Genomic DNA, 23,319 nt, shown 5'->3' on the forward strand with positions numbered 1-23,319 from the left:
TCTGGCGTTGATTTTTGGCACGCTGTTGAGTTCTCAAGGTGCGGACGCTTCCTTCGTTCCCGTTTCCGGGCCCTCCGGGCGCTTCCTTCGTTTCCAGCTTAGCAGATCCGATTTCCGTTTCTGCCACCCGCTGGAGCGGGCTGCTGGGATTGGAATTCGCTATTCGCGCTTTCCGTTCCCGGCGGGGTTGAACATTACCAGGCTTTCTCGGTCCCCCTGACCACAGTCCCTGCGAGCACGCAGAGGTGTAGACCACTGGGGTTAGGATCTGGCTTGATAGGTGCTGCCGACCCGCGACTCAAGGCCGCGTTGGGGTCAGGCAGGAGTACGACAGTACATCCCACCGTCAGTAGAGGCAAATCATTCCGGTAGTCCCTAGCTCCGCCCAACGGGTACGTCTCGTGCGGAACCGGGACTTCCTATGACATACGCTTCTGAACAGTACGCCGTCCAGGACAGGTAGTGACGGCGCCACACAATCTCCGCCCCTGGGAGGCTTCCCATGACAACCGTGACGTCGCCGCTTGCTGGACGCGCCATCGGTCTCGCCGCAGTTCCCGACCCGGTCTTCTCCGGTGCGATGGTCGGTCCCGGTACCGCCATCGATCCCGTACGTGAGCCCTCGGAGGCCGTCTCCCCTCTCGACGGGGTCATCGTCTCCATGCACCCGCACGCCTTCGTCGTCGTGGACGACGAGGGACACGGTGTGCTGACCCATCTCGGCATCGACACCGTCCAGCTCAACGGGCAGGGCTTCGAGCTGCTCGTCGGCAAGGGTGACCGGGTGGCGCGCGGACAGGCCGTCGTCCGTTGGAACCCCGCCGAGGTCGAGGCCGCCGGCAAGTCCCCCATCTGTCCCATCGTGGCCCTGGAGGCCACCGCCGACTCGCTCACCGATGTCGTCGAGTCCGGCGACGTGAAGGCCGACGACGTTCTCTTCGGCTGGAACTGAGCCGGTCCGTCCTCGTGACGACCGCGAGTTCGACATTCAACGCGACGGCCGGGACCGTCGCTCAATCGGAGACGGGTGAGATGGAGACAACGCTGCGAGGCGTCGGCGTCAGCCACGGAGTGGCGATCGGCGAGGTCCGGCACATGGGTACGGCGGTGCTGGAGCCGCCGGCCAAGCAGATCCCCGCGGACGAGGCGGAGCGCGAACAGGGGCGCGCCCGTCAGGCCGTGGAGGCTGTGGCCGCGGACCTGATTGCCCGGGGCAATCTGGCCGGTGGCGAGGCCCAGGCGGTGCTCGAGGCCCAGGCGATGATCGCCCAGGACCCGGAGCTCATCGCCGACGTCGACCGCCGCATCGCGGTCGGCAGCACGGCCGAGCGCGGTATCTACGACGCCTTCTCGCACTATCGCGAGCTGCTCGCGGGTGCCGGCGAGTACATGGCGGGCCGGGTCGCGGACCTGGACGACGTGCGGAACCGGATCGTCGCGCGGCTGCTGGGCGTGCCGATGCCCGGTGTGCCGGACAGCGACGAGCCGTACGTGCTGATCGCGCGGGATCTTGCGCCCGCCGACACGGCGCTGCTCGACCCGGCGCTGGTGCTCGGGTTCGTGACGGAGGAGGGCGGTCCGACCAGCCACAGCGCGATCCTCGCGCGGGCGCTGGGCGTGCCGGCCATCGTGGCGCTGCCGGGCGCGGGTGAGCTGGCCGAGGGCACGCTCATCGCGGTCGACGGTTCCACCGGTGAGCTCTTCGTGGACCCGAGCGAGGAGAAGAAGGCGGAGCTGACGAAGGCCGCCGCCGCGCGCAAGGCCGCGCTGGCGACGTCGAGCGGTCCGGGCGCGACCTCCGACGGTCACAAGGTGCCGCTGCTCGCCAATGTCGGCGGTCCGGCGGACGTGCCGGCGGCGGTGGAGGCCGGTGCCGAGGGCGTCGGTCTGTTCCGTACGGAGTTCCTCTTCCTGGACGACAGCAAGAAGGCGCCGTCCGAGGAGAAGCAGATCGAGGCGTACCGCAAGGTTCTCGAGGCGTTCCCCGAGGGTCGTGTGGTCGTGCGGGTGCTGGACGCGGGTGCCGACAAGCCGCTGGACTTCCTGACGCCGGCGGACGAGCCGAACCCGGCGCTCGGTGTGCGGGGTCTGCGGTCGCTGCTCGACCACCCGGAGGTGCTGCGGACGCAGCTGACCGCGCTGGCTAAGGCGGCCCAGGGGCTGCCGGTGTACCTCGAGGTCATGGCTCCGATGGTGGCCGACCGTACGGACGCGAAGGCGTTCGCCGACGCGTGCCGTGAGGCGGGGCTGCGGGCGAAGTTCGGTGCGATGGTCGAGATTCCCTCGGCCGCGCTGCGGGCGCGCTCGATCCTGCAGGAGGTCGAGTTCCTGTCGCTGGGCACGAACGACCTGGCTCAGTACACCTTCGCGGCCGACCGTCAGGTCGGTGCGGTGTCCCGGCTCCAGGACCCGTGGCAGCCGGCGCTGCTCGACCTGGTGGCGCTGTCCGCCGAGGCGGCCAAGGCCGAGGGCAAGAGCTGTGGTGTCTGTGGCGAGGCCGCTTCGGATCCGCTGCTCGCCTGTGTGCTGACGGGTCTGGGGGTCACCTCCCTGTCGATGGGTGCGGCGTCGATTCCGTATGTGCGGGCGACGCTGGCCAAGTACACGCTGGCGCAGTGCGAGCGGGCCGCGGCCGCGGCGCGGGCCGCGGACACGGCGCACGAGGCGCGTCTCGCCGCGCAGGCGGTGCTGTCCGGGGAGTGATCCCCTGAAGGTGGTTCGTTGAAGGGGCTTTCCGTCACGTGGTGGCGGGGAGCCCCTTCGTCGTGTGCCGTGCCGGGGTCAGTGGTGGGCGGTCCAGTCGTCATCGGGGTCGGCGGCGAGGGGGAGGCCGGCGCGGTATTCGACGCCCGGTTCCGGGGAGAGGGGTTCGCCGGTGCGGGCGTCGGTGCAGTAGGCGGCGAAGACCTCGGCCTCGGTGAGGGGCATCAGGCTGCCGCCCGTGAGGCGCCAGCCGTGGAGCCGGTCGGGGGCGCCGGGGGTGGTGGTGCGCAGGACGATTCCGCCGGGTGCCGCGAGGGCGATGCCGGTGGCGAGCACGGCGGTGAACTCCGGGCCGGTGGCGTCCTCGGGTGGTGCGGTGTCCTGGGTGTGGAGGACGGCGAGGAGTTGGTCGTCGACGGCCTGGACGCTGCAGACGAGGTGGTGGGTACCGGGGCCGGCGGCTTCGAGGAGCCGTACGAGCAGACGGGTCGCCCGCTCGTAGGCGGCTGTGCCGATGTCCTTGCCGCAGTCGGCGCAGTCGCCCACGGTGGCGAGGACGGTGGTGGCGTACTCCCAGGTGGCCTGTCGGACGGCGGTGTCGACGAGTTCGGGGAGGAGGGTGGTGAGGGGCTGGCCGGTGTAGGTGACGCGGGCGCCGGTGGCGGCCAGGTGGGCGGTGAAGCGGCTGCGGCTCGCGGGGTGGTCGGGGTCGGTGCCGGTCTCGGCGCACCAGGCCGCGTACTCCTCGGGGTCGAAGAGGGTGACGGTGGTGTGGCCGCCCTGTGCCGCGAGGGTTTTGAGGAGGCCCTCGATCTGCCGCAGGTAGGTGGTGTGGTCGTCGAAGGCGAAGGTCCGGTACTGGCGCATCGCGGCGAAGTCCTGCTCGTCGGCGAGGAGGCCGACGGTGCTGGGGACCTCGCGGCGCAGGGCGCGGCGGAGGTGTGCGGTGGTGGTGCCGGTGCGGGTCATGCTCTCCCCCTGGTGACGCTCCGATCAGTGCTCACTCACCGTAACCTTCGGCACTGACAGTGACGGTTCGGTGAGGCGACGGCGGACGAGGCGGTTCTGCGCAGCGGCGGTGGCGACCAGGGCGGCGCCGAGGAAGGGCCAGGCGAGGGGGCCCGCGGAGACGAGGCCGGTCACGAGGAGGGGGCCGGCGAAGCGCTGGGTGGACTGGGCGAGGCCGTGGACTCCGAGGTAGGCGCCCTGGGCGTCGTCGGGGGCGAGGGCGACGGAGATCTCCCAGGAGGCGATGGTGTGGATCATCTCGGCGAAGGTGAGGACGACGGCGGCCGTGATCAGGGCGGTGATCGCGAGGGTGCGGCCGCCCAGGGCGGAGACGGTGAGGGCGAGTGTGCCGACGGCGAAGAGGCCGGCCAGGGGTCCGAAGAGGCGGCGGGCGGCGTCGGTGGTGGAGCCGAAGCGGGAGAGCGGGACCTGGAAGATCACGACGAGGGCGCTGTTGACCACCATCAGGAGCGGTGCGAGGCCGACCGGGGCTTCGGTGGCGTGGACGATCCAGAGCGGCAGGGCGACCTGGGTGATCGAGTCGTGGAGGAAGAAGACGGCCTCGCCGGCGGTGAAGGCGAGGAAGCCGCGGTCGCGCCAGGGGTTGGAGGGCTTGGTCGTGGGGGCCGGGCCGGTGGAGGAGGCGGCGACGCGGGAGGCGGCGGGGGCGGGGGGTTCGGCGCAGCGGAGGGTGAGGGCGGCCATCACGAGGTAGGACAGCGCGTCGCCCACGAGCAGGGTCTGGAAGGCGGTAGTGGAGCCGATGGCGAGCGCGGCGGCGGCGCCGAGGCCGCCGAGGGTCCAGCCGAGGTTGGAGATGGTGCGGTTGATGGCCTGGTAGCGGACGCGGTCGGAGCCGGCGACGCGGGCCGCGTAGAGCTTGGTGAGGACGTTGGTGGCGCGGTCGGGGAGGGCGCCGACGGCGGAGAAGAGGACGAGCAGCAGGTAGTTGTCGGTGGTGAGGAGGGCGAAGAGGGCGGCGGCGCGGAGGAGTTGGGTGCAGACGATGACGCGGACGAGGGGGAAGCGGTCGGCGAGGCGGCCGCCGAGCGGTGCGCCGGCTATGCCCGCGGCGCCGGAGAGGGCGATGAGGAGGCCGACCTGGCCGAGGCCGAGGCCGGTGACGTAGGTGAAGTAGAGGGCCATGGCCGTGGACCAGAGTCCGGTGCCGCACTTGTCGATGAAGCCGATGACGAGCATGCGGCGGCCGTCGGTGCCGCCGGGGATGCGGTCCCTGAGGGGTGGACGGGTGGTGTGGGTGGTGCTGCGGCTCATGGGTCCCCCTTGCGAACTTCTTTGTACTGATACATAATTGATTACGTGGCAGCACAATATGCGATCGAAGGGGCGACGGCCAAGGGGATCGCCGCGTCCGTGGAGCGGGGCGTGTCCGAGGGCGGGCTCGCCCCGGGCGACGCCCTGCCGCCGGTGCGGCGGCTCGCCGACGAGCTGGGGGTGAGCCCGGGGACCGTCGCGACGGCCTACAAGGAGTTGCGGCAGCGGGGGTTGGTCGTCACGCGCGGGCGTGGCGGGACCGTGGTGGCGGAGGCGCCGTCGGTGGCCTCACGGCGCCCGCCCCGCGTGCCCGCCGGACTGGTGGACCTGTCCGCCGGGTTTCCGGACCCGGCCTTCCTCCCCGTACTGCGGCCCCCGGCTGCCGTCGACCCGGTGTACGGCTCCCATCGCGCCGCGCCCCGGCTCGCGCGTCTGGAGGCGCTGACCAGGGCGTGGTTCGAGCGGGACGGGGTGTCGGCGGAGCACGTGACGTTCGCGCACGGCGCCCTGGACTGCATCGCGCGGCTCCTTTCGACGGAGCTGCGGCCCGGTGACGCCGTGGCGGTGGAGGATCCCGGGTTCCACCATGTGCTCGACCTGGTGCCCGCGTTGGGGCTGCGGGCGGTCCCGGTGACCGTGGACGGCGAGGGGCTGGTACCGGAGTCGCTGCGGGCCGCGCTGCGGGGCGGGGTGCGCGCGGTGGTGTGCAGCCCGCGCGGGCAGTGTCCGACGGGGGCGTTCTTCACGCGCGCGCGGAGGGACGAACTGGCGGCCGTGCTCCAGGAGTTCCCCGAGGTGCTCGTGGTCGAGGACGATCACAACGCGGAGGTCGGCGGGGTCGCCGCGTACACGCTCGCGGCAGCGGGGCTGGACCGGTGGGCGCAGGTGCGGACCGTGTCGAAGCACCTCGGCATCGACCTGCGCTGGGCCGGGGTCGCGTGCGACGCGGTGACGCTGGCGCGGCACGACCGGCGGATGGTGATGACCTCGGGCTGGGTCAGCCACGTCCTGCAGGAGACGGTGGCCGGCCTGTTCGCCGACGGGGCCGTACGGGACCTGGTGGCGGCGGGCGAGGAGGCGTACGCGGAGCGGCGCACGGCGCTGATCGGCGCGCTCGGCGCGTACGGGATCCGTGCGGTCGGCGCGAGCGGTCTCAATGTGTGGGTGCCCGTGCGGGACGAGTCGGCGGTGGTCAACGGGCTGCGGACGCAGGGCTGGTGGGTCGCGGCCGGGGCGCGGTTCCGGGTCGCGGCCCCGCCGGCGGTACGGATCACCACGGCGAGGCTCGCACCCGTGGACGCGACACGGTTCGCGGCGGACTTCGCCGAGGTGCTGGGGGACGCGCAGGCGACGTACGGCGCGTGAGTCCTTCGCCGCCGGCACGCGGATGCTCCGGGGCGGGCGTCGGCCTGCCCCGGAGCATCCGGTCGGGGTCGGTTCAGCGGGTGCGGAAGGCGCCCAGCTGGGTCTGGGTGAGGGTGTTGCCCTGGGTGTCGGCGAGTTCGGCGCGGAGCGAGACGGTCCGGCCGGGGCCGGGGGTGCGGAAGGACACCTGGCCGTCGAGGACGGGGACGCGGGCCCAGGTGGCGCCGTTGTCGGTGGACATCGACACGGTCAGGGACCGGACGCCGGTCCCGGTGGCCGCGCCCTGGACGATGACCGGCACGCGGAGCGGGGCGCCCGCCGGGGCGGTGCCGTCGAGGGCGAGGTCCGGGGCGAAGCGGACGACGCTGAGGGGAAGCGTCTTCGGGTGGGCGGCGGCGGCCGAGGTGAAGGTCCAGGCGGCGGTGACGCGCCCGCTCGACGCCTTGCCGTCGCCCGGGGTCACCGAGGCCGTCAGCCGGTACGAGGCCGCTTCGGGGGTGGTGGTGAACTCGGCGCGGCCCGGCTCGCCCCGGCGGGTGCCGATCAGGACGCCGTCGCGGTGGAGCGTGGTGGTCGCGGCGCTGAACCGCGGTGCGCTCGGGGCGTGGCCGTCCCCGTCGGCGAGGAGCGGGATGTCGAGCGCGATCCTGTCGCCGTCGCGGACGCCGGCCGGGCGGGCGCCGGACGTGGTGTCGAGTGCGGGGCCGAAGACGGCGTTGTCGAAGGTGTGCGTGGTGGTCGCGCCCGCGTGGACCTCGATTCCGTTCGCCTCGTAGCGGTTGGGCGGCGTCTCGGGAGCGGCCGGGCCCGTGTAGGTGACGTCCCAGCGGCCCCGCTCCGGGGTGACGAGGACGGTCGCGGTGGCGGGGATCCGGAGGGGCTGGGCGAGACCGATGGTGGGGCCCTTGCTGGGCTGGATGGAGACGAACCCGGTTCCGGTCGTGCCCTCGGCGGCGGCTCCGCGGATCTTGACGGTGGCGAGCTTCTCGGCCGCCGGGTGTCGGACGAGGCCGGTCAGGGCGCGGTCGGAGGCGAAGGTGTAGCCGAGCGCGTAGTCGTTGCGCGTGCCGGACCAGTAGGTGTCGAACCACTCCTTGACGGAGCCCGGTTCGGAGGCCGGGCCGAGGTGGGCCACGCGCAGGCCCTCGCTGGCCGTCATGATGTTCGCGGAGCGGGTGGTCCCCTCGTGGGTGACCTCGACGAACCCGATGCTGTTCAGGTAGCGGGCGCCCGACTCCGGCGGGCGGACGTCCACCGGGGCGGTCGTGCGGGCGTCGACGGTGACGGTCGTGTCGCCGTTCAGGTCCAGGCGGGGCTGGACGACCCAGTCGGTCCCGGCGGCCGGATCGGAGCCGTGCAGCGTGGAGTCGAGCAGGTAGCGCCCCTTGGGCAGGCGGACGGTGACCGTGCCGGACGCGTCGTAGGGCGCGGCCTCCTCCTGCGCGCCGGGGCCCGAGATGCCGGTGACGTGGGTGCTGTAGCCGCCGGTGGCCGCGCCGGCGCGGTCGAGGTGCCGGATCGTCAGGGTGTACGTCTCGGGGGTGCCGGCCGCAGCCACGGCGGTCGGGGGCAGGGCGTTCAGGGTCGTGCCGGCGAGGACCGCGGCGAGGGCCAGGGTCCGCAGGACGGTGCGGCGGCCGGTGGCCGTGCGGGGGCCGGCGCTCTGGAGGCCGGCGCTGACGGGGCCGGTGCCCTGGGGCGTACGGCGGGAGTTCGAGGAATCGTTCATGCCCAGCACTGCTCGGGGCGGGCGGGGCGTTCCCGTGACCTGGGCCACATCGGCCGGGCGCCTGGTGGGGCGTGTGGTCCAGGTCACGGGAACCCGGGCGAACCAGGGCCCAGTGCCAGATGTGGAATCACCTATGAGAGATCGTTTCCGCGCCGGGGACCCCACGGCGCTCGGAGAGGCGTACGACGAGCACGCACGCGTGCTGTACCACTACGCCTACCGGGTGTGCGGGGACCGGGCGGCCGCGGAGGACGTCGTGTCCGCCGCGTTCCTGGAGGCCTGGCGCTGCCGCGGGAAGGTGCACGCCGACGGCGGCAGCCTTCGCCCGTGGCTGTTGGGCATCGCGACCAACATCATGCGCGGCGCGGCCCGCGAGGCGCGCCGCCGGGACGCGGCGCTGGCCAGGATCCCCGAGCGCGGTGTCCTGCCGGACTTCGCCGACGACGTCCTCGCCCGGATGACGGACGGGGAGCAGATCCGCGCCGCCCGGGTGGCGCTCGGCGGGCTCAGGCGGCGCGAGCGCGAGGTCTTCACGCTCGTGGTCTGGGCGGGTCTGGACTACGCGGCGGCCGGGGAGGCCCTGGGGATCCCGGTGGGCACCGTCCGCTCCCGGCTGTCCCGGGCCCGTGAACGGCTCCGGAAGCTCGCCGAGGCCGAACTGCGCGCGGGGCGGCGCCGGGAGCGGTCCGCCGCTGCCGCGCTCCGCTCGGGCGGGCGGCCGGCCCCTGGCGGCTCCGCGGCCGGGGCGGGCGGGCCCCGCGGCGGCGAGGAGGGGGACGCGTCCGGCCCCTTCTCGGTGACGGGGCCGGATCCCGGCCTCCTCGGGGTGCCGGGAGTCGCGCCGCCCGGGACCGGGGCCGTCGCCGGTGCCGGGTCCGTCGCCGAGCCCGCGCCGAGGTCCGTGGCCGGGAGCGTCGGCTCGCCCGCTTCCCTGTCCCCTGCCCTCACCGGACCCGAACCCCTCGCCGTACCCGGCGGCGTCACCGTCCGCCCGACCGTCCGCCCGGCCCTCGCGCCCCGACCCACCCCGGAGAACCAGGCATGAACGCCTTCGCCCCCCGCCCGCACGCCGACGCGGACGCGCTCCTGCGTGCCGAGCTCACCGAGCTGCTGCCCCCGCCTCCGGTGCCCGACCTGACGGCGGAGCGGAACCAGCACCTCAGGCACTCCGTCCTGCGGACCGCCCTCGCCGCCGGGGACGGCGCGACCGCCCGCCCGGTGCGTGCGCGTCGGCCGCGCCAGGGGCTCCGGCTCGGCTGGATCGCCGCGCCGGTGGCCGCCTGCGCGGTCGTCGCCGGTGTCGCCGTGCTCGCGCCCCGGGACGCGCCCGGCGGGTCCCCCGGCCGCGTCTCGGCCGGGCCCTCCTCGTCCGAGGCCGTGCGGGTCCTGTCCGGTGCCGCGCTCGCCGCGGCCGCCGCTCCCGCGCCGAACGTCCGGCCCGGTGAGTACGTCTACGTCAAGAGCCTCGTCGCCCACGCGGGGCGCGACGCGGCCGGCGGTCCCGCCACGCTGCCGCCCGCGCACCAGCGCGAGGTGTGGCTCTCCGCCGACGGCAGCCGGCCGGGGCTGCTGCGCGAGCCGGGTGCCGCCGACACCGAACTCGGCGCCGAGGCACCCGTGTACGAACTGGACCATCGCGGGGCCACGCCCCGGAAGACCACCATGGAGACGGCGCCGCCCTCCGTCACGAACCCGACCCACGCGTACGTGGCGACGCTCCCCACGGATCCGGACGTGCTGCTGCGCCTGATCCAGGACCAGACCCGGGCGGGCGAGGGCGACGCCGATCAGCGGGCGTTCACCGCGATCGGGACCCTGCTGGCCGAGACCTGGGCCCCGCCGAAGGTCACCGCCGCGCTGTACGAGGCCGCGGCGCGGATCCCCGGCGTGACCGTCCTGCCGTCCGCGAAGGACGCGGCCGGCCGCGAGGGCGTCGCCGTGGCCCGTACCGCCCACGGCGAGCAGACGCAGTGGATCTTCGACCGGGCGACGTCGGCGTTCCTCGGCGAGCGCACCGTCCTCACCGGGACCACGTCGGCCGGACGGGCCGGGACGGTCCTGGGGGTCTCGGCGGTCCTCGCGAAGGCCGCCGCCCCGGCGCCCGGCGAGCTGCCGAAGGGCTAGCGGGTACGCGGAAGGGCCCGTCGATCCGACCGGATCGACGGGCCCTTCCGTCATGACGGGTCCTAGCCCCGACGGGTGGCCGCGAGGGTCTCGTAGAAGTGGAGGAGGCCGAGGTCGTCGACCGAGCCGGCGTTGACGGCCTTGGCCAGCGGGGTGCCCTGGAGGAGGCGCTTGACGGGGACCTCGATGCGCTTGCCCGTGAGGGTGTGCGGGACGCCGGGGACCTCGATGATCTCGTCGGGGACGTGGCGCGGGGAGAGTTCCGTGCGGATCGTCCGCTTGATGCGGTCGATCAGGTCCTCGTCCAGGGTGACGCCGTCCACGAGGTGGACGAAGAGCGGCATCCAGTATCCGCCGTCCGGTTCCTCCAGGCCGATGACGAGGGACTCGCGGATCTCCGGGAGGCGTTCGACGGCCTCATAGATATCGGCGCTCCCCATGCGGACGCCCTGGCGGTTCAGGGTGGAGTCGGAGCGGCCGTGGATGACGACCGAGCCGTGGTCCGTGATCGTGATCCAGTCTCCGTGGCGCCAGACGCCCGGGAACATCTCGAAGTAGCTGTCGCGGTAGCGGCTGCCGTCGGGGTCGTTCCAGAAGTGGATCGGCATGGACGGCATCGGGTTGGTGACGACGAGCTCGCCGACCTCGCCGATCAGGGGCTTCCCGGAGGGGTCCCAGGACTGGAGGTCGGTGCCGAGGCCCGCGGCCTGGAGCTCGCCGATGTGGACGGGCAGCGTGGGGACGGCGCCCGCGAAGCAGGAGCAGACGTCCGTGCCGCCGCTGACGGAGGCGATCCACAGGTTCTCCCGGACCTCGTCGTGGAGCCAGCGGAAGCCGTCGGGGGGCAGCGGGGAGCCGGTGGTGGCGACGCACTTCACGGCGGAGAGGTCGAAGTCCCGGCCGGGGTGGACGTCCGCCTTGGCGCAGGCCATCACGTACGCGGCGGAGGTGCCGTAGAGGGTGGCGCGGGTGCGTTCGGCGACCCGCCACTGGGCCGCGGTGTCGGGGTAGCCGGGGCTGCCGTCGTACAGGACGACGGTCGTGCCGGTGAGGAGGCCGGAGACGAGGAAGTTCCACATCATCCAGCCGGTGGAGGTGTACCAGAAGAACACGTCCTCGGGGCCGAGGTCGCAGTGCAGGCCCAGCTGCTTGACGTGCTCGACGAGGATGCCGCCCTGGGACTGGACGATCGCCTTCGGCAGGCCGGTCGTGCCGGAGGAGTACAGGACCCACAGCGGGTGCGCGAACGGCACCTGCTCGTAGACCGGCTCGACGTCGGCGGCGACCAGGTCGGCCCAGTCGAGGGTGCCTTCGGGGGCCGGGGTGCCGAGGAGCGGGATGTGGACGACGGCGCGGAGGGTGGGGAGCTCGGCGCGCAGTTCGGCGACGGTGTCGCGGCGGTCGTGCTCCTTGCCGCCGTAGCGGTAGCCGTCGACGGTGAAGAGGACGACCGGCTCGACCTGCTGGAAGCGGTCGAGGACGCTGCGGGCGCCGAAGTCGGGGGCGCAGGAGGTCCACACGGCGCCGACCGCGGCGGTGGCGAGGAGCGCGACGACGGACTGCGGGACGTTGGGCAGGTAGCCGCTGACGCGGTCGCCGGGGTTCACGCCGAGGGCGCGCAGTTCGGCGGCGAGGGAGCCGACCTGGCGGCGGAGCTCGCCCCAGGTGATCGGCGTCGGCTCATGTGTCTCGTCCACATGGAGCAGGGCCGTGTCGTGGGGCCGCTCGTCGGCGGCGCGCAGGGCGTGCTCGGCGTAGTTGAGCGTGGCTCCGGGGAACCAGTCGGCGCCGGGCATGGAGCGGTCGCCGAGGACCCGCTCGTACGGGGTCGAGAAGCGGAGGTCGAACCACTCGACGACGGCCTGCCAGAAGGCTTCGAGTTCCTCGACCGACCAGCGGTGGAGCGCCGGGTAGCCGCCCTCGGCGGGGGCGCCGTGGTGTTCGGCGGCCCAGGCCTGGAAGCGGGTGACGGCGGCCGTGGCGATGCGTTCCTCGTCCGGCTGCCAGAGGGGCTCGGTCGGCACTGCTGATGTCATGAGGGCTGCTCCCTGGCTGTACGCGGGTCTGCGTGTGTCCCGCGCACGTGCTGGGGTGTGCGCGTGACGCGGCTGACAGGACGATGCCATGTGATCGTCTTTCGCACCAGGTCTGCCCGCCCATGGTCCGGTAGTTGAACATGTGCTCCCACCACGGGTGAACGACAGCTGAACGGAGCTTGTTCCGCCTCCGGGGAGTGGCAGGGTGAGCTGCATGAACGGTCGGGAACTGGTGCGTTCGATCAAGGTGTTCGGTTCGGCGCAGGGCTTGCGGGCGGTGCGGTCGGCATGGCGGCGTCGTCGTACGGACGCGTGGGGGCTGCCGCCCCGGGGGGCGGAGCGGGCCAGGGTGCCGGGGCTCGCGGTGGAGGCGGAGGCGGCTCCGGGCGGGGGGACCGTCCGCTTCGCCCGGTCCTCGCTCCGGATCTGCGTGTCGTCGGGCGGCACGGTGTTCTGGGCGTGGGACGGGGCCGGGCCGCTCCCCTCGTACGCCCTGGCCGGCGAGGCCCCCGACGCGGATCCGCGGGCCTCCCTGGAACCGGACACCGACGGCGGCTGGCGCATCGTGTCGGAGCGGGTGACGGTGACGGTCTCCCGGCACGGGGCGGTGGAGCTCCGGACACCGGGCGGGGTGCTGCTCCGCCGGGACCTGCCGCCGCGCTGGTGGGAGCCGATAGCGGATCCGGACGCCGGTTCCGGGGCGGTGGCGGCCGGAACCGCGCGCTGGGTGCAGCGCAGCGAGGTGCCGGCCGACGCGCGGTTCTTCGGGCTCGGCGGGCGGTCGGCGGGGCCGCGCCTGCGGGACGGCTCGTACCGGCTGTGGAACACCGACCCCAAGGGCGGTTTCGGCCCCGGGGACGATCCGCTCTACCTGACCATGCCCGTCCAGTTCGTGGTCTCGGACGCCGGTACGCACCTGGCGTTCCACGACAACTCCTGGGACGGCCGGGTCACTCTCGCCGAGGGCGAGGAGGGAGCCGGGTCCGGGCACGACCGGCCGGGCACGAGCGAGGTGCGGATGACGGGCGGGCCGCTGCGCTGCTGGGTGGTCGTCGGCACCCCCGCGCGCGTGCTGCACGGCTGGGCGGCGCTGACGGGCGCGCCGGCGCTGCCGCCGTCCTGGGCGCTCGGCCCGCAGCACGCGCGCTGGGGCTTCGGCAGCGCGCGGGAGGTGCGCAGGGTGGTGGCCGGATACCGGGAGCGGGGACTGCCGCTGTCCGCCGTGCACCTCGACATCGACCACTACGACGGGCACCGGGTGTTCACCGTCGACCGGGAGCGCTTCCCCGATCTGCCGGGGCTCGCCGAGGAGCTGCGGGAGCAGGGCGTGCGCCTGGTGTCGATCGTGGACCCGGCGGTGAAGGCGGAGCCGGGCGACCCGGTGTACGACGGCGGGTCGGCGGCGGACGCCTTCGTCAAGGACGCGCGGGGCCAGGAGGTGCGCGGGGTGGTGTGGCCCGGCGAGTGCGCCTACCCCGACTTCACCGATCCCGCCGTACGGGAGTGGTGGGGCGGTCTGTACGAGGAGCGGCTGCGGCAGGGCTTCGCCGGGGTGTGGCACGACATGAACGAGCCGGTGTCCTTCGTCCCCTTCGGCGACCCGACCCTGCCCCGTTCGGCTCGGCACGTGCTGGAGGGCGCGGGCGGCGACCACCGGGAGGCGCACAACGTGTACGGGCTCGCGATGGCCCGCGCCGGGTACGAGGGGCTGCGCCGGCTGCGTCCGGACGAGCGGCCGTTCCTCTTCTCGCGCTCCGGCTGGGCGGGCATGCAGCGGTACGGGGGCACCTGGTCCGGCGACGTGTCGACGGGCTGGCCGGGGCTGCGGGCCTCGCTCTCCCTGGTCCTGGGTCTGGGGCTGTGCGGGGTGCCCTACTCGGGGCCGGACGTGGGCGGTTTCGACGGCAGTCCGTCGCCGGAGCTGTTCCTGCGCTGGTACCAGCTGGGCGCGTGGCTCCCCCTCTTCCGTACGCACGCGGCGATCGACGCGGGGCGGCGCGAGCCGTGGGAGTTCGGCCCCGAGGTCCTGGAGCACGCGCGCGTGGCGCTGGCCGAACGGGAGCGGCTGCGGCCGTACTTCACGACCCTGGCCCGGCTCGCCCGGATGACGGGCGCTCCGTACGTGCGTCCGGTGTGGTGGGGGACGCCGGAGGACCGGGCGCTGCGCGACTGCGAGGACGCGTTCCTCCTCGGCGACGCGCTGCTCGTGGCGCCGGTCCTGACCCGGGGCGCGGACCGGCGGGCGGTGCGGCTGCCGCGCGGACGCTGGTACGACACGGCGACGGGCCGGGCGTACGAGGGTCCGGGACAGGTCCTGCTCGACGCGCCGCTGTCCCGGGTGCCCGTCCTGGCCCGGGCGGGGGCCGTCCTCCCCGTGCGGGGCGAGGGTGACGAGCTCGTCCTGGAGGTGTGGGCGCCGGCCGCCGGGCGGACCGGTGGCGGGCTCGTGGTGCGGGACACCGGGGACGGCTGGGAGCCGGCCACGATCGAGCGGTACCAGTCGCGGCTCGTGGACGGCCGGGTGGTGGTGGAGCGCGTCACGGACGACGGGATGGAAGAGGTGGGGCTGCCGGTGCGGGTGCGGGGGCTGTGAGGGGAGTGGATCCGGTCGGCGGATCCACGATCCGACGGGTGGATCCAGGATCCGGTAGGTGGATCCACTATCCAGCCGAGTGGATCCACGATCCAGTGGGTGGATCCACGATCCAGCCGAGTGGATCCACGATCCAGTGGGTGGATCCACGATCCAGCCGAGTGGATCCACGATCCAGTGGGTGGATCCACGATCCAGTAATCGAATATTGGAGATTGGATCCCGCGCCCGAGGCCGGTCACCCGTAGGCCCCGTCGAACCACCTCCGTACCGCCTCCGTGTGGAGCGGGAAGGCCAGTTCCGCAGGGGCCTTGAGGATGTGGTGGCCGCTCGTCTCGTCCGTCGGGGTGGACGGCGGGAGCCGGTCGGCCGGGCGGGGTGGGAGGAGGCCGAAGAGGAGGAGGTGGCCGGCCGGGGAGCTCATGGCGTCGGCGAGGCGGACCTGTTCGGCCGGGGCCGGGATGCCGGTCTCCTCGTGGAGTTCGCGGACGACGGCGGTGCGCCAGTCCTCGCCGTGGTCGATGAAGCCGCCGGGCAGCGCGACCCCGCCCCGCGCGGGTTCGACGGTGCGGGTGATGACGACGAGGCCGGTTCCCGATCCGTCCGTGACGGGGAGGAGGGCGACGGCGACGGGAAGCGGGTTGCGGTAGGCCGTGTGGCCGCAGGCCGGGCAGGTGCGGGGCCAGCCGGCGTCCGGCGGGTGGGCGGCGCCGCAGGCGGAGCAGTGGGTGTCCTTCACGGCCCGACCGTATGCGATCGCTCTTTCCCGGCGCTGCCGGAACTGGTAGACGGGGCGCATGACAGGACTTGCCAACGCCCTCCGTACGCTCGCCGTCACCACCGCCGCCGGACTGCTCGCCGTCACCGGTGTCGTCACCGGAGCCGTCGCCGCGCCCGCTCCCCCGGCCCCGGCCCCGGCCGCTCCGGAGCCCAAGGCGCCGCGGGAGTTCGTGGCCCTGAGCTCCGTGGACCGGACGATCCTCCAGGAGATGCGCTACACGACCGCGCACAACTTCGTCGGCGAGCCGGTGGACGGCTATCGGCAGCCGCTGTGCATCCTGACCCGCCCGGCGGCCGAGGCGCTGCACCGCGCGCAGGTCCGGCTGCTGGCGCGGGGCTACACGCTGAAGGTGTACGACTGCTACCGGCCGCAGCGGGCCGTGGACCACTTCGTGCGCTGGGCGAAGGACCTGGAGGACGAGCGGATGAAGAAGGAGTTCTATCCGCTCGTCGACAAGTCGAGGCTGTTCGCGGACGGGTACATCGCGGAGAAGTCCGGGCACAGCCGGGGTTCGACGGTGGACCTGACGATCGTGCGGCTGCCGGCGGTGTCCACGCGCGCGTACGTGCCGGGCGAGGAGCTCGTGGAGTGCTCCGCGCCGCAGGAGGAGCGTTTTCCGGACAACTCCGTGGACATGGGGACGGGCTTCGACTGCTTCGACACCCTCTCGCACACCGACGATCCGCGGATCCGGGGCGAGCAGCGGGCCAATCGCGATCTGCTGAGGGGGGCGCTGGCCGAGCAGGGGTTCGTGAACCTGCCCGAGGAGTGGTGGCACTTCACGTTCAAGCCCGAGCCGTTCCCGTCGACCTTCTTCGACTTCCCGGTGGCGCGGAGGTCGGTGGCCGGGCACTGAGCCCTTCTCAGCACCGGCCTCCCATGGCACACTTCTGACGCTTCGTCAGATCACGGGAGGCCGGAGAGATGACACGGACGCGCAGACCGGTGGTGCCGGGATGGTTCACCGACGACACCGTGCCGGAGGCGGAGTTCCGGCTGCTCGGCACCCGCTGCACGGCCTGTGCCTCGGTCTTCTTCCCGCGCGAGGACGACTGGTGCCGCAACCCCGGCTGCCCGGGCGGCGGCGAGCTGGCCGAGGTCCCGCTCTCGCCGCGCGGCCGGGTCTGGTCGTACACCGACGGCCGGTACCGTCCGCCCGCCCCGTACGTCTCCGATCCGGACGCGCCCTGGGAGCCGTACACCCTCGTCGCGGTCGAGCTCGCGCCCGAGGCGATGGTGGTCCTCGGGCAGGCGGCGCCCGGTGTGTCGACGGCCGACCTCGCCGTCGGGACGGAGGTCGAGGTGGTGCCCGGGGTCCTGAACGAGGACGAGGAGCACGTCTGGACCACATGGAACTGGCGGCCGGTCGCCCGTGGCGTACAGGAGGAGCGGTCGTGAACGACATCGCCGTACTCGGGGCCGGCATGCACCCCTGGGGCAAGTGGGGCAGGAGTTTCGTCTCGTACGGGACGGCCGCCGCCCGCGCTGCGCTCGCCGACGCCGGTCTGGAGTGGTCCGACGTCGGCTCGGTCGTCGGCGCCGACACCATGCGGTGCGGATACCCGGGGTACGTGGCGGGGGCGACCTTCGCCCAGGCCCTCGGCTGGCAGGGGGCGCGGGTCACCAGCGTGTACGCCGCCTGCGCCTCGGGCGCCCAGGCCATCGGGACCGCGCGCGCCCAGATCCTGGCGGGCCTCGCGGACGTGGTCCTGGTCGTCGGCGCGGACTCGACGCCGAAGGGGTTCTTCGCCCCGGCCGGCGGAGAGCGGCCCGGAGACCCGGACTGGCTGCGGTTCCGGGTGCTCGGGGCGACCAACCCGGCGTACTTCGCGCTCTACGCGCGCCGCAGGATGGCGCTGTACGGCGACACGGCCGAGGACTTCGCCCAGGTGAAGGTGAAGAACGCGGCGGCCGGCGCGCTCAATCCGCTGGCCCGCTACCGCGCGCGCGTGACGGCCGAGGAGGTCGCGGCCTCCGCGGTCGTCGCCGATCCGCTGCGGCTCCTCGACATCTGCGCCACCTCGGACGGGGGCGCCGCGCTCGTGCTGTCCAGCATGGAGTTCGCGCGGCGGCACGGGCACCCCGACCCGGTCAGGGTCCGGGCGGTGTCGACCGTCTCCCCCACGTACCCCAAGGCGGTGCTCGACCTGCCCGACATCGCGACGGACTCGGCGGCGGCCGTCTCCCCCGCCCCGCACACCTTCCGCGCCTCGATCGCCCGCGCCGCCTACGAGGAGGCGGGGATCGGGCCCGGGGACCTGTCGCTCGCGGAGGTGTACGACCTGTCCACCGCCCTGGAGCTGGAGTGGTACGAGGACATCGGGCTCTGCGCGCCGGGCGAGGGCGCCAAGCTGCTGCGGGAGGGCGTGACGGCGCTCGGCGGGCGCCTGCCGGTCAACACCAGCGGCGGGCTCGGCTCCTTCGGGGAGGCGGTGCCGGCCCAGGCGATCGCCCAGGTCTGCGAGCTGACCTGGCAGCTGCGCGGCACGGCGGGCGACCGCCAGGTGCCGGGCGCGCGGGTCGGGATCACCGCGAACCAGGGCCTGTTCGGGCACGGTTCGGCGGTGGTGGCGGTGCGCTGAGCCTTTCCGACAGCGCGCTGAGCACCGCCGACCCGTCCGCCGTCAGGTCGTGACGGCGGACGGGGTCCGGTCCGCGAGGACGAGGGCGTGCTGGACGACCGCCACGAGCACGTTCTTCACGGACTCGCGGTCCCGGGCGTCGCACATCAGCAGCTCCACCTCGGGGTCCAGGTCGAGCGCGCCGCGCACGCTCTCCGCCGGGAAGCGCTGGGCGCCCTCGAAGCAGTTGACGGCCACCGTGAACGGGATGCCGCGCCGCTCGAAGTAGTCGATGGCGGCGAAGCTGTCCTCCAGGCGGCGGGTGTCCGCGAGGACGATCGCGCCCAGGGCTCCCTGGGCCAGCTCGTCCCACAGGAACCAGAAGCGGTCCTGCCCCGGCGTGCCGAAGAGGTACAGGACGAGGTCCTCGCGCAGCGTGATCCGGCCGAAGTCCATGGCGACCGTGGTGGTGGTCTTGGTCTCGACGCCGTGCAGGTCGTCGACGGGCCGCCCCGCCTCGCTGAGCATCTCCTCGGTCCGCAGGGGCCTGATCTCGCTGACCGCGCCCACCAGCGTCGTCTTGCCGACCCCGAACCCGCCCGCGACGAGGATCTTCAGGGTCACCGGCTCGACGTAGGGCTTCTTGCGGCTAGAGCGCCCGAAGGCCATTGATCACCTCGCGAAGGATGCTCACGTCCGGCAGTTCGGCCGGCGGAACGGGGCGGGTCACATGGACGAGTTCGTCCTCGACGAGGTCGCCGACGAGGACCCGGACCACCCCGACGGGGAGATCGAGTCCGGCGGCGAGCTCGGCGATCGACAGGGGCTGCTCGGAGCAGCGTTCGACGATCTCCACGTGTTCCGGGGAGAGCGTCTGGTCCCGGCCGGGGTCGTCGGCGGCGGGTTCGGGAACGACCACCGCGATCAGGTCGAGGCGGTGGCGGGTGGCGGCGCTCGTCCGGCCGCGGGTCATCGCGTACGGACGGACCACCGGCCCGGCCTCGTCGTCGAACCAGTGGTGGGGGCCGGGGGTCTGGCCCTGCTGGTTCCGCTCGGCTTCGTCACTCATGCCGTCCCACTCACCCTCCCGAGGGCAGGCCGGTCCGGGGAGCCGTCGTGAGGTGGGCCCCGACCCGCTTCACCATCAGCGTCATCTCGTAGGCGACCTGGCCGACGTCCGAGTCGGCGTCCGCGAGCACCGCCAGACAGCTGCCGTCGCCGGCGGCCGTGACGAAGAGGAAGGCGTCCTCCAACTCGACGACCGTCTGGCGGACCTTGCCGGCCTCGAAGTGGCGGCCGACGCCCTTGGCCAGGCTGTGGAAGCCGGAGGCCACGGCGGCCAGGTGCTCTCCGTCCTCACGGGTCAGCTCCTGGGAGGCCCCGGTGGGGAGTCCGTCGCTGGAGAGCACCAGGGCCTTCCGGATGGACCCGACGCGCTGGACGAGCTCGTCGAGGAGCCAGTTCAACTCGCCGTTTCCGTGTCCGTGTCCGGAGGTCGTGCTGGGTGCTGCGGCGTTCGGTGCGGTCATCGACCGTCCCCCTCGGGTGTCGTTCCTGGTGCTGTCGTGTCGTCCGGCTCTGTGGTGTCCCGCCGGGCGCGCTGCCAGCCGCGCTGCATGGCGGCCATGCGCGTGCGCACCTCCTCGGCGTCGCGCTCGAAGGAGTCGGGTCCGTCGGACGGCGCTCCGGTGCCCGTACGGGCGTCGGGGCGGGTTCCCGTACGGCCGGCCGGGCCCTCGGTCTCGCGCAGCTGGGGCGCGAGGCTGGCCTGGCGGACGCGGCGGGGCAGGCCGCCGAACGGGTCCGGGGTCTCCGGCGGCACGGGACCCTCCGGTGGTACGGGGACGAGGACGGGACCGGAGCCGCGGAGGTCCTCCTGCGGGAGGCCCGGGCGGTCGCCCTGCCGGGGTCCGCGCCGGTCGTCCCGCACGGCGTCCGCGCGGTGCTCCTGCGGGTGCGCGCGCTCGGGTCGCGCGTGGGCGCCGTCCGGCTCGTCGAGGCGGCGGCCGTGGTCCACGACGAGCGTCGGGGTGCGGCGGCGCGGCAGCTGCACGGGGCCGTGGAGCGTGCCGTCGGCGGGCGTGTCCTGCTCGCCTCGGCCCGCCGTCCGGTCCGGGCTCTGCTCGTGCTGCTCGCCGGCGGGCGCGAGTCCGGTGCGGCGGCGGTCGCGGGGCCGGAAGAGGCCGCCGCGCTCGCTGTCGCTGTCGAGGAGGTCCGCGGACCGGTCGAGGAGGACGTCGAAGTCCTCGGTGCCGAGCGGGGCCTCCAGCTCCACGGGGCCGTCCAGCGGTCCGGGTGCCTCGGCCACGTCGGGGACCTTCGTGAGGGCCGGCCTGCGCAGGGGCAGGGCGCCGCTGTCGGTGGTCGCGTCGTCGGCGCGGCCCGGGCGCTCCAGGGTCTTGCGGTCGAGCCGGAATCCGGCGCCCTGGGTCTCGGGCGCGTCGGTGAGCAGCGCGGCCGGGATGAAGACGACCGCGGTGGTCCCTCCGTACGGGGAGGTCTGGAGCGAGACCCGGACGTTCTGGCGCTGGGCGAGCCGGCTGACGACGAAGAGGCCGAGCCGGTCGGTGTCGGAGAGCTCGAACTCGGGGGTCTCGGCGAGCCGGAGGTTGGAGTCGAGCAGGGCGTCGGGGGTCATGCCGAGGCCGCGGTCGTGGATCTCCAGGGTGAAGCCGTTGGCGACCCGCTCGCCGAGGACCTGGACGGCGGTGTGCGGGGGCGAGTACACCGTGGCGTTCTCGAGGAGTTCGGCGATGAGGTGGGTGAGGTCCGCGACGGCGGGGCCGCCCACGCCGAGGCGGGGCAGTCGGCGCACCTCGATCCGCTCGTAGTCCTCGACCTCGGCGACGGCGGCGCGGACCACGTCCATGAGCTGGACGGGCTTGCGCCACTGGCGGGAGGGGGCGGCGCCGGACAGGATGACGAGGCCCTCGGCGTGCCGGCGCATGCGGGTGGTGAGGTGGTCGAGGCGGAAGAGGTCGGCCAGCTCGTCGGTGTCCTCGGTGCGCCGTTCCATGGTGTCGAGGAGGGTCAGCTGGCGGTGGAGCAGGACCTGGTTGCGGCGGGCGAGGTTGACGAACACCTCGGAGACGCCGCGGCGCAGTTCGGCCTGCTTGACGGCGGCCTCGACGGCGGCGCGCTGGAGGGTGTTGAGGGCCTGGCCGACCTGGCCGACCTCGTCCTCCCCGTACTTCAGGTGGGGCACCTCGGTCCCGACGTCGACCTGCTCGCCGGCGGCGAGGCGGCGCATGACGCTGGGCAGCCGGACGCCGGAGACCTCCTGGGCCTCCTTCTGCAGGCGGCGCAGGTCGCGGATGAGCGAGCGGCCGATGCGCAGGGAGATGACGACCGAGGCGACGAGGGCGAGGAAGCCGAGGACGCCGGCGATGCCGACCTTGAGGAGGACGCTGTACGCGGCGGGGCGGACGCGCTCCTGGTAGCGGTCGCCGGCGGCGGTGTTCTCCCGGGCCAGGTCGTCGAGGACGGGGCTCGCCTGGTCCTGCCACCGTTCGGCGGTGATGGCGCGCGGGTGGTCGGTGGGGCCCTCTTCGATGAGCGCGTTCTCGGCGGTGCGCAGCGGCAGGGTCCTGGGGCTGTGCCAGTACTTCTCGAAGTGCTCGCGCTCGGCGGCGGGCAGGAGTTCGAGGTTGACCTCGTAGAACTGCTCGCGGTTGGCGACGAGGTCGGACACCTCGCGGATCTCCTCGGCGGTGACGCGGTCCGCGACAAGCGCGGAGAGGACGAGGGCGTCCTCTCGGGAGAGCAGCTCACGCGCGCGCGTGATGCCGACGAGGGCACGGCCCTGCTTGTCCATCTCCACGTTCTCGAGGGCGTGGAGGGTCATGAGGAAGCTGTAGCAGGGGTCGACGAGCCGGTTGTAGAACTCCAGGGCCTGCATGCGGCCGATGCCGCGGCTCTCGACGGAGCGGCGCAGCGAGGCGAGGCCGTCGAGCGCGTCGAGGAGGGAGTTGAGCCGCTGGGTGGTGACGGGCCGCATGGTGTCGCGGACGCCCGGGTCGGCGGCGTTGGCGCGGATGCGGGCGATCTGCCGGTCGGTGGCGCGGCGGGTCTCGCGCAGGGAGGCGAGGGCGTCGGAGCCACGGGGGTCGGCGAGGTAGATGAGGGACTGGCGGCGTTCGATCTGGATGACCCGGGCGGTGTCCTCCAGGGGGTAGCCGACCTTGTCGACGATGTAGCCGACGTCGAGGAGCTGGTTGGCCTCGCGGCCGGTCAGGACCGTGGCGAAACCCCACAGTCCGGTGAGGGAGACGAGCGGTACGAGCAGCAACGCCACGATCTTCCTGCGGATGGACTTCCCGCGAAAGCGCATGGCCTCCCCCTGCTCGGCCCCCGTGCGTCACGGGGGTCCCTCACGTTCGTGACGTCCTGCGTCAACACGCGGCGTCAACATTGAATTTCAACAAACGGCGGCGCGAGCCTACTACTGCATCACGGCCATCTCGAAGGCGTGTCCGAGCGATTTTCAGCCTGTCGAGTGAGCGTTGATCATGAGATGTCCCGGTATTACGGGAGTTGGGATTGGCCACTGTGGCGTAGGACACCTGATGGTGTGCCATTTCTCCTGCCTGCACGGATGGCTGGAACTGTCCGTTCCACCGTGCCGCGGGCCTCGTTCCCCCCTCCCCGGGGGAAACCTTTTGCCTCTCTCGTGCGTCAATACGTACGGGGAGGGTTCTGTCCGCGTAAAGGCGCTCAAGACGGGCAGCCAACCCTGAAGTCGTTCAGTGGTGGGGAGTGACAGGACAATGGAACACGAGGCGCGGTCGGCGCGTCAGTTGTGGGTGGAGGACGAGCGGGGCCGACGGCGGATGCCCGATCCGGTGCGCGACGCCGCCGTGCGGGCCGTGATGATCACGTCGGTGACGCTCATACAGGCCGTGGTGGCCTTCTACTGCACGGTCGCGGGCGCGTGGCTGGCGTTTCCGATGACCGTCACCACGGTGGCCTCGACCGTCGTCGCCACCTGGAGCGTCCTCGACGTCTGGATCACCCGTCAGGTGTGGCGTCAGCGCAACGGCGTGGTGTCGGAGCCGAGCAGCACGGCGCGTCCGTCGATCCGGACGCGGCGCGACGAGGACCGGGCGGAGACGACGCCGCTCTCCGAAGCGGCCTGAAAAACGACG

The 23,319-nt window shown here is 73.3% G+C and carries 20 protein-coding genes; 11 read left to right on the forward strand and 9 right to left on the reverse strand.

The window, feature by feature from the left end; translation table 11 throughout:
* From ACFYUS_RS17005 to ptsP, 3 genes are all read left to right on the forward strand, one after another.
* The coding region (locus ACFYUS_RS17005) for a hypothetical protein (RefSeq protein ID WP_388851820.1) at positions 1–220 on the forward strand (220 nt) is incomplete at its 5' end.
* 282 nt (positions 221–502) lie between these two features.
* Complete coding sequence (locus ACFYUS_RS17010; RefSeq protein ID WP_388851822.1) at positions 503–952, forward strand: PTS glucose transporter subunit IIA; 450 nt, start codon at positions 503–505, stop codon at positions 950–952.
* 80 nt (positions 953–1,032) lie between these two features.
* Entirely contained in the window at positions 1,033–2,703 is a 1,671-nt protein-coding gene (ptsP, locus tag ACFYUS_RS17015) for a phosphoenolpyruvate--protein phosphotransferase (protein ID WP_388852978.1), read from the forward strand.
* A 78-nt stretch (positions 2,704–2,781) separates the two neighbouring features.
* Here ptsP and ACFYUS_RS17020 read toward each other — a convergent pair whose 3' ends face one another.
* Complete coding sequence (locus ACFYUS_RS17020; RefSeq protein WP_388851824.1) at positions 2,782–3,672, reverse strand: hypothetical protein; 891 nt, start codon at positions 3,670–3,672, stop codon at positions 2,782–2,784.
* A gap of 24 nt (positions 3,673–3,696) precedes the next feature.
* Positions 3,697–4,986 (reverse strand): MFS transporter, encoded by a 1,290-nt coding sequence (locus ACFYUS_RS17025; protein ID WP_388851827.1) that lies wholly within the window; start codon positions 4,984–4,986, stop codon positions 3,697–3,699.
* Positions 4,987–5,031: 45 nt separating this feature from the next.
* Here ACFYUS_RS17025 and ACFYUS_RS17030 point away from each other — a divergent pair, with 45 nt between their 5' ends.
* Positions 5,032–6,351 carry an aminotransferase class I/II-fold pyridoxal phosphate-dependent enzyme gene (locus ACFYUS_RS17030; RefSeq protein ID WP_388851830.1) on the forward strand — a complete coding sequence of 440 codons (1,320 nt, stop codon included), beginning with the start codon at positions 5,032–5,034 and terminating at the stop codon, positions 6,349–6,351.
* 73 nt (positions 6,352–6,424) lie between these two features.
* Here ACFYUS_RS17030 and ACFYUS_RS17035 read toward each other — a convergent pair whose 3' ends face one another.
* Entirely contained in the window at positions 6,425–8,080 is a 1,656-nt protein-coding gene (locus ACFYUS_RS17035; protein WP_388851833.1) for a serine protease, read from the reverse strand.
* Between the two features lie 133 nt (positions 8,081–8,213).
* Between ACFYUS_RS17035 and ACFYUS_RS17040 the strand changes: the two genes are divergently transcribed.
* Positions 8,214–9,125: an RNA polymerase sigma factor gene (locus ACFYUS_RS17040; protein ID WP_388851836.1), complete on the forward strand. Its 912-nt coding sequence runs from the start codon at positions 8,214–8,216 to the stop codon at positions 9,123–9,125.
* A complete protein-coding gene (locus ACFYUS_RS17045; RefSeq protein ID WP_388851839.1) occupies positions 9,122–10,204 on the forward strand; it encodes a CU044_5270 family protein in 1,083 nt (360 codons plus the stop codon). Before ACFYUS_RS17040 ends, ACFYUS_RS17045 begins: the two co-directional genes overlap by 4 nt.
* A 62-nt stretch (positions 10,205–10,266) precedes the next feature.
* Here ACFYUS_RS17045 and ACFYUS_RS17050 read toward each other — a convergent pair whose 3' ends face one another.
* A complete protein-coding gene (locus ACFYUS_RS17050; RefSeq protein ID WP_388851842.1) occupies positions 10,267–12,240 on the reverse strand; it encodes an acetoacetate--CoA ligase in 1,974 nt (657 codons plus the stop codon).
* Between the two features lie 214 nt (positions 12,241–12,454).
* On the opposite strand from ACFYUS_RS17050, the gene ACFYUS_RS17055 reads away from it, so the two are divergent.
* Entirely contained in the window at positions 12,455–14,833 is a 2,379-nt protein-coding gene (locus ACFYUS_RS17055; protein ID WP_388851845.1) for a glycoside hydrolase family 31 protein, read from the forward strand.
* Positions 14,834–15,071: 238 nt separating this feature from the next.
* Here the strand turns inward: ACFYUS_RS17055 and ACFYUS_RS17060 are convergent, their stop codons facing one another.
* Positions 15,072–15,632 (reverse strand): NUDIX domain-containing protein, encoded by a 561-nt coding sequence (locus ACFYUS_RS17060; RefSeq protein WP_388852981.1) that lies wholly within the window; start codon positions 15,630–15,632, stop codon positions 15,072–15,074.
* Between ACFYUS_RS17060 and ACFYUS_RS17065 the strand changes: the two genes are divergently transcribed.
* From ACFYUS_RS17065 to ACFYUS_RS17075, 3 genes are all read left to right on the forward strand, one after another.
* Entirely contained in the window at positions 15,631–16,470 is an 840-nt protein-coding gene (locus ACFYUS_RS17065) for a M15 family metallopeptidase (protein ID WP_388851848.1), read from the forward strand. The two genes, ACFYUS_RS17060 and ACFYUS_RS17065, sit on opposite strands and share 2 nt — an antisense overlap.
* Positions 16,471–16,538: 68 nt before the next feature.
* Positions 16,539–17,012, forward strand: coding sequence for a Zn-ribbon domain-containing OB-fold protein (locus ACFYUS_RS17070; RefSeq protein WP_388851851.1), 474 nt, complete (start codon positions 16,539–16,541; stop codon positions 17,010–17,012).
* The gene (locus tag ACFYUS_RS17075) at positions 16,964–18,196 is read left to right on the forward strand and encodes a lipid-transfer protein (protein WP_388851854.1); all 1,233 of its coding nucleotides are present in this window, start codon (positions 16,964–16,966) and stop codon (positions 18,194–18,196) included. The genes ACFYUS_RS17070 and ACFYUS_RS17075 overlap by 49 nt, the downstream gene beginning before the upstream one ends.
* A 42-nt stretch (positions 18,197–18,238) precedes the next feature.
* Here the strand turns inward: ACFYUS_RS17075 and ACFYUS_RS17080 are convergent, their stop codons facing one another.
* Genes ACFYUS_RS17080 through ACFYUS_RS17095 form a run of 4 tightly spaced genes read right to left on the reverse strand, consistent with a single transcriptional unit; the run spans position 18,239 to position 22,505 of the window.
* Positions 18,239–18,844 carry an ATP/GTP-binding protein gene (locus ACFYUS_RS17080; protein ID WP_388851857.1) on the reverse strand — a complete coding sequence of 202 codons (606 nt, stop codon included), beginning with the start codon at positions 18,842–18,844 and terminating at the stop codon, positions 18,239–18,241.
* The gene (locus ACFYUS_RS17085) at positions 18,825–19,244 is read right to left on the reverse strand and encodes a DUF742 domain-containing protein (RefSeq protein ID WP_388851860.1); all 420 of its coding nucleotides are present in this window, start codon (positions 19,242–19,244) and stop codon (positions 18,825–18,827) included. Before ACFYUS_RS17085 ends, ACFYUS_RS17080 begins: the two co-directional genes overlap by 20 nt.
* A 10-nt stretch (positions 19,245–19,254) precedes the next feature.
* Positions 19,255–19,704, reverse strand: a complete 450-nt coding sequence (locus ACFYUS_RS17090; protein WP_189804304.1) for a roadblock/LC7 domain-containing protein — start codon at positions 19,702–19,704, stop codon at positions 19,255–19,257.
* Positions 19,701–22,505 (reverse strand): nitrate- and nitrite sensing domain-containing protein, encoded by a 2,805-nt coding sequence (locus tag ACFYUS_RS17095; protein WP_388851863.1) that lies wholly within the window; start codon positions 22,503–22,505, stop codon positions 19,701–19,703. The genes ACFYUS_RS17090 and ACFYUS_RS17095 overlap by 4 nt, the downstream gene beginning before the upstream one ends.
* Before the next feature lie 436 nt (positions 22,506–22,941).
* Here ACFYUS_RS17095 and ACFYUS_RS17100 point away from each other — a divergent pair, with 436 nt between their 5' ends.
* Positions 22,942–23,310 carry a hypothetical protein gene (locus ACFYUS_RS17100; RefSeq protein ID WP_388851866.1) on the forward strand — a complete coding sequence of 123 codons (369 nt, stop codon included), beginning with the start codon at positions 22,942–22,944 and terminating at the stop codon, positions 23,308–23,310.
* Positions 23,311–23,319 lie beyond the last annotated feature (9 nt).

Origin of the sequence: Streptomyces sp. NPDC004284, from assembly GCF_042874035.1 — a bacterium.
Taxonomy (GTDB): domain Bacteria; phylum Actinomycetota; class Actinomycetes; order Streptomycetales; family Streptomycetaceae; genus Streptomyces.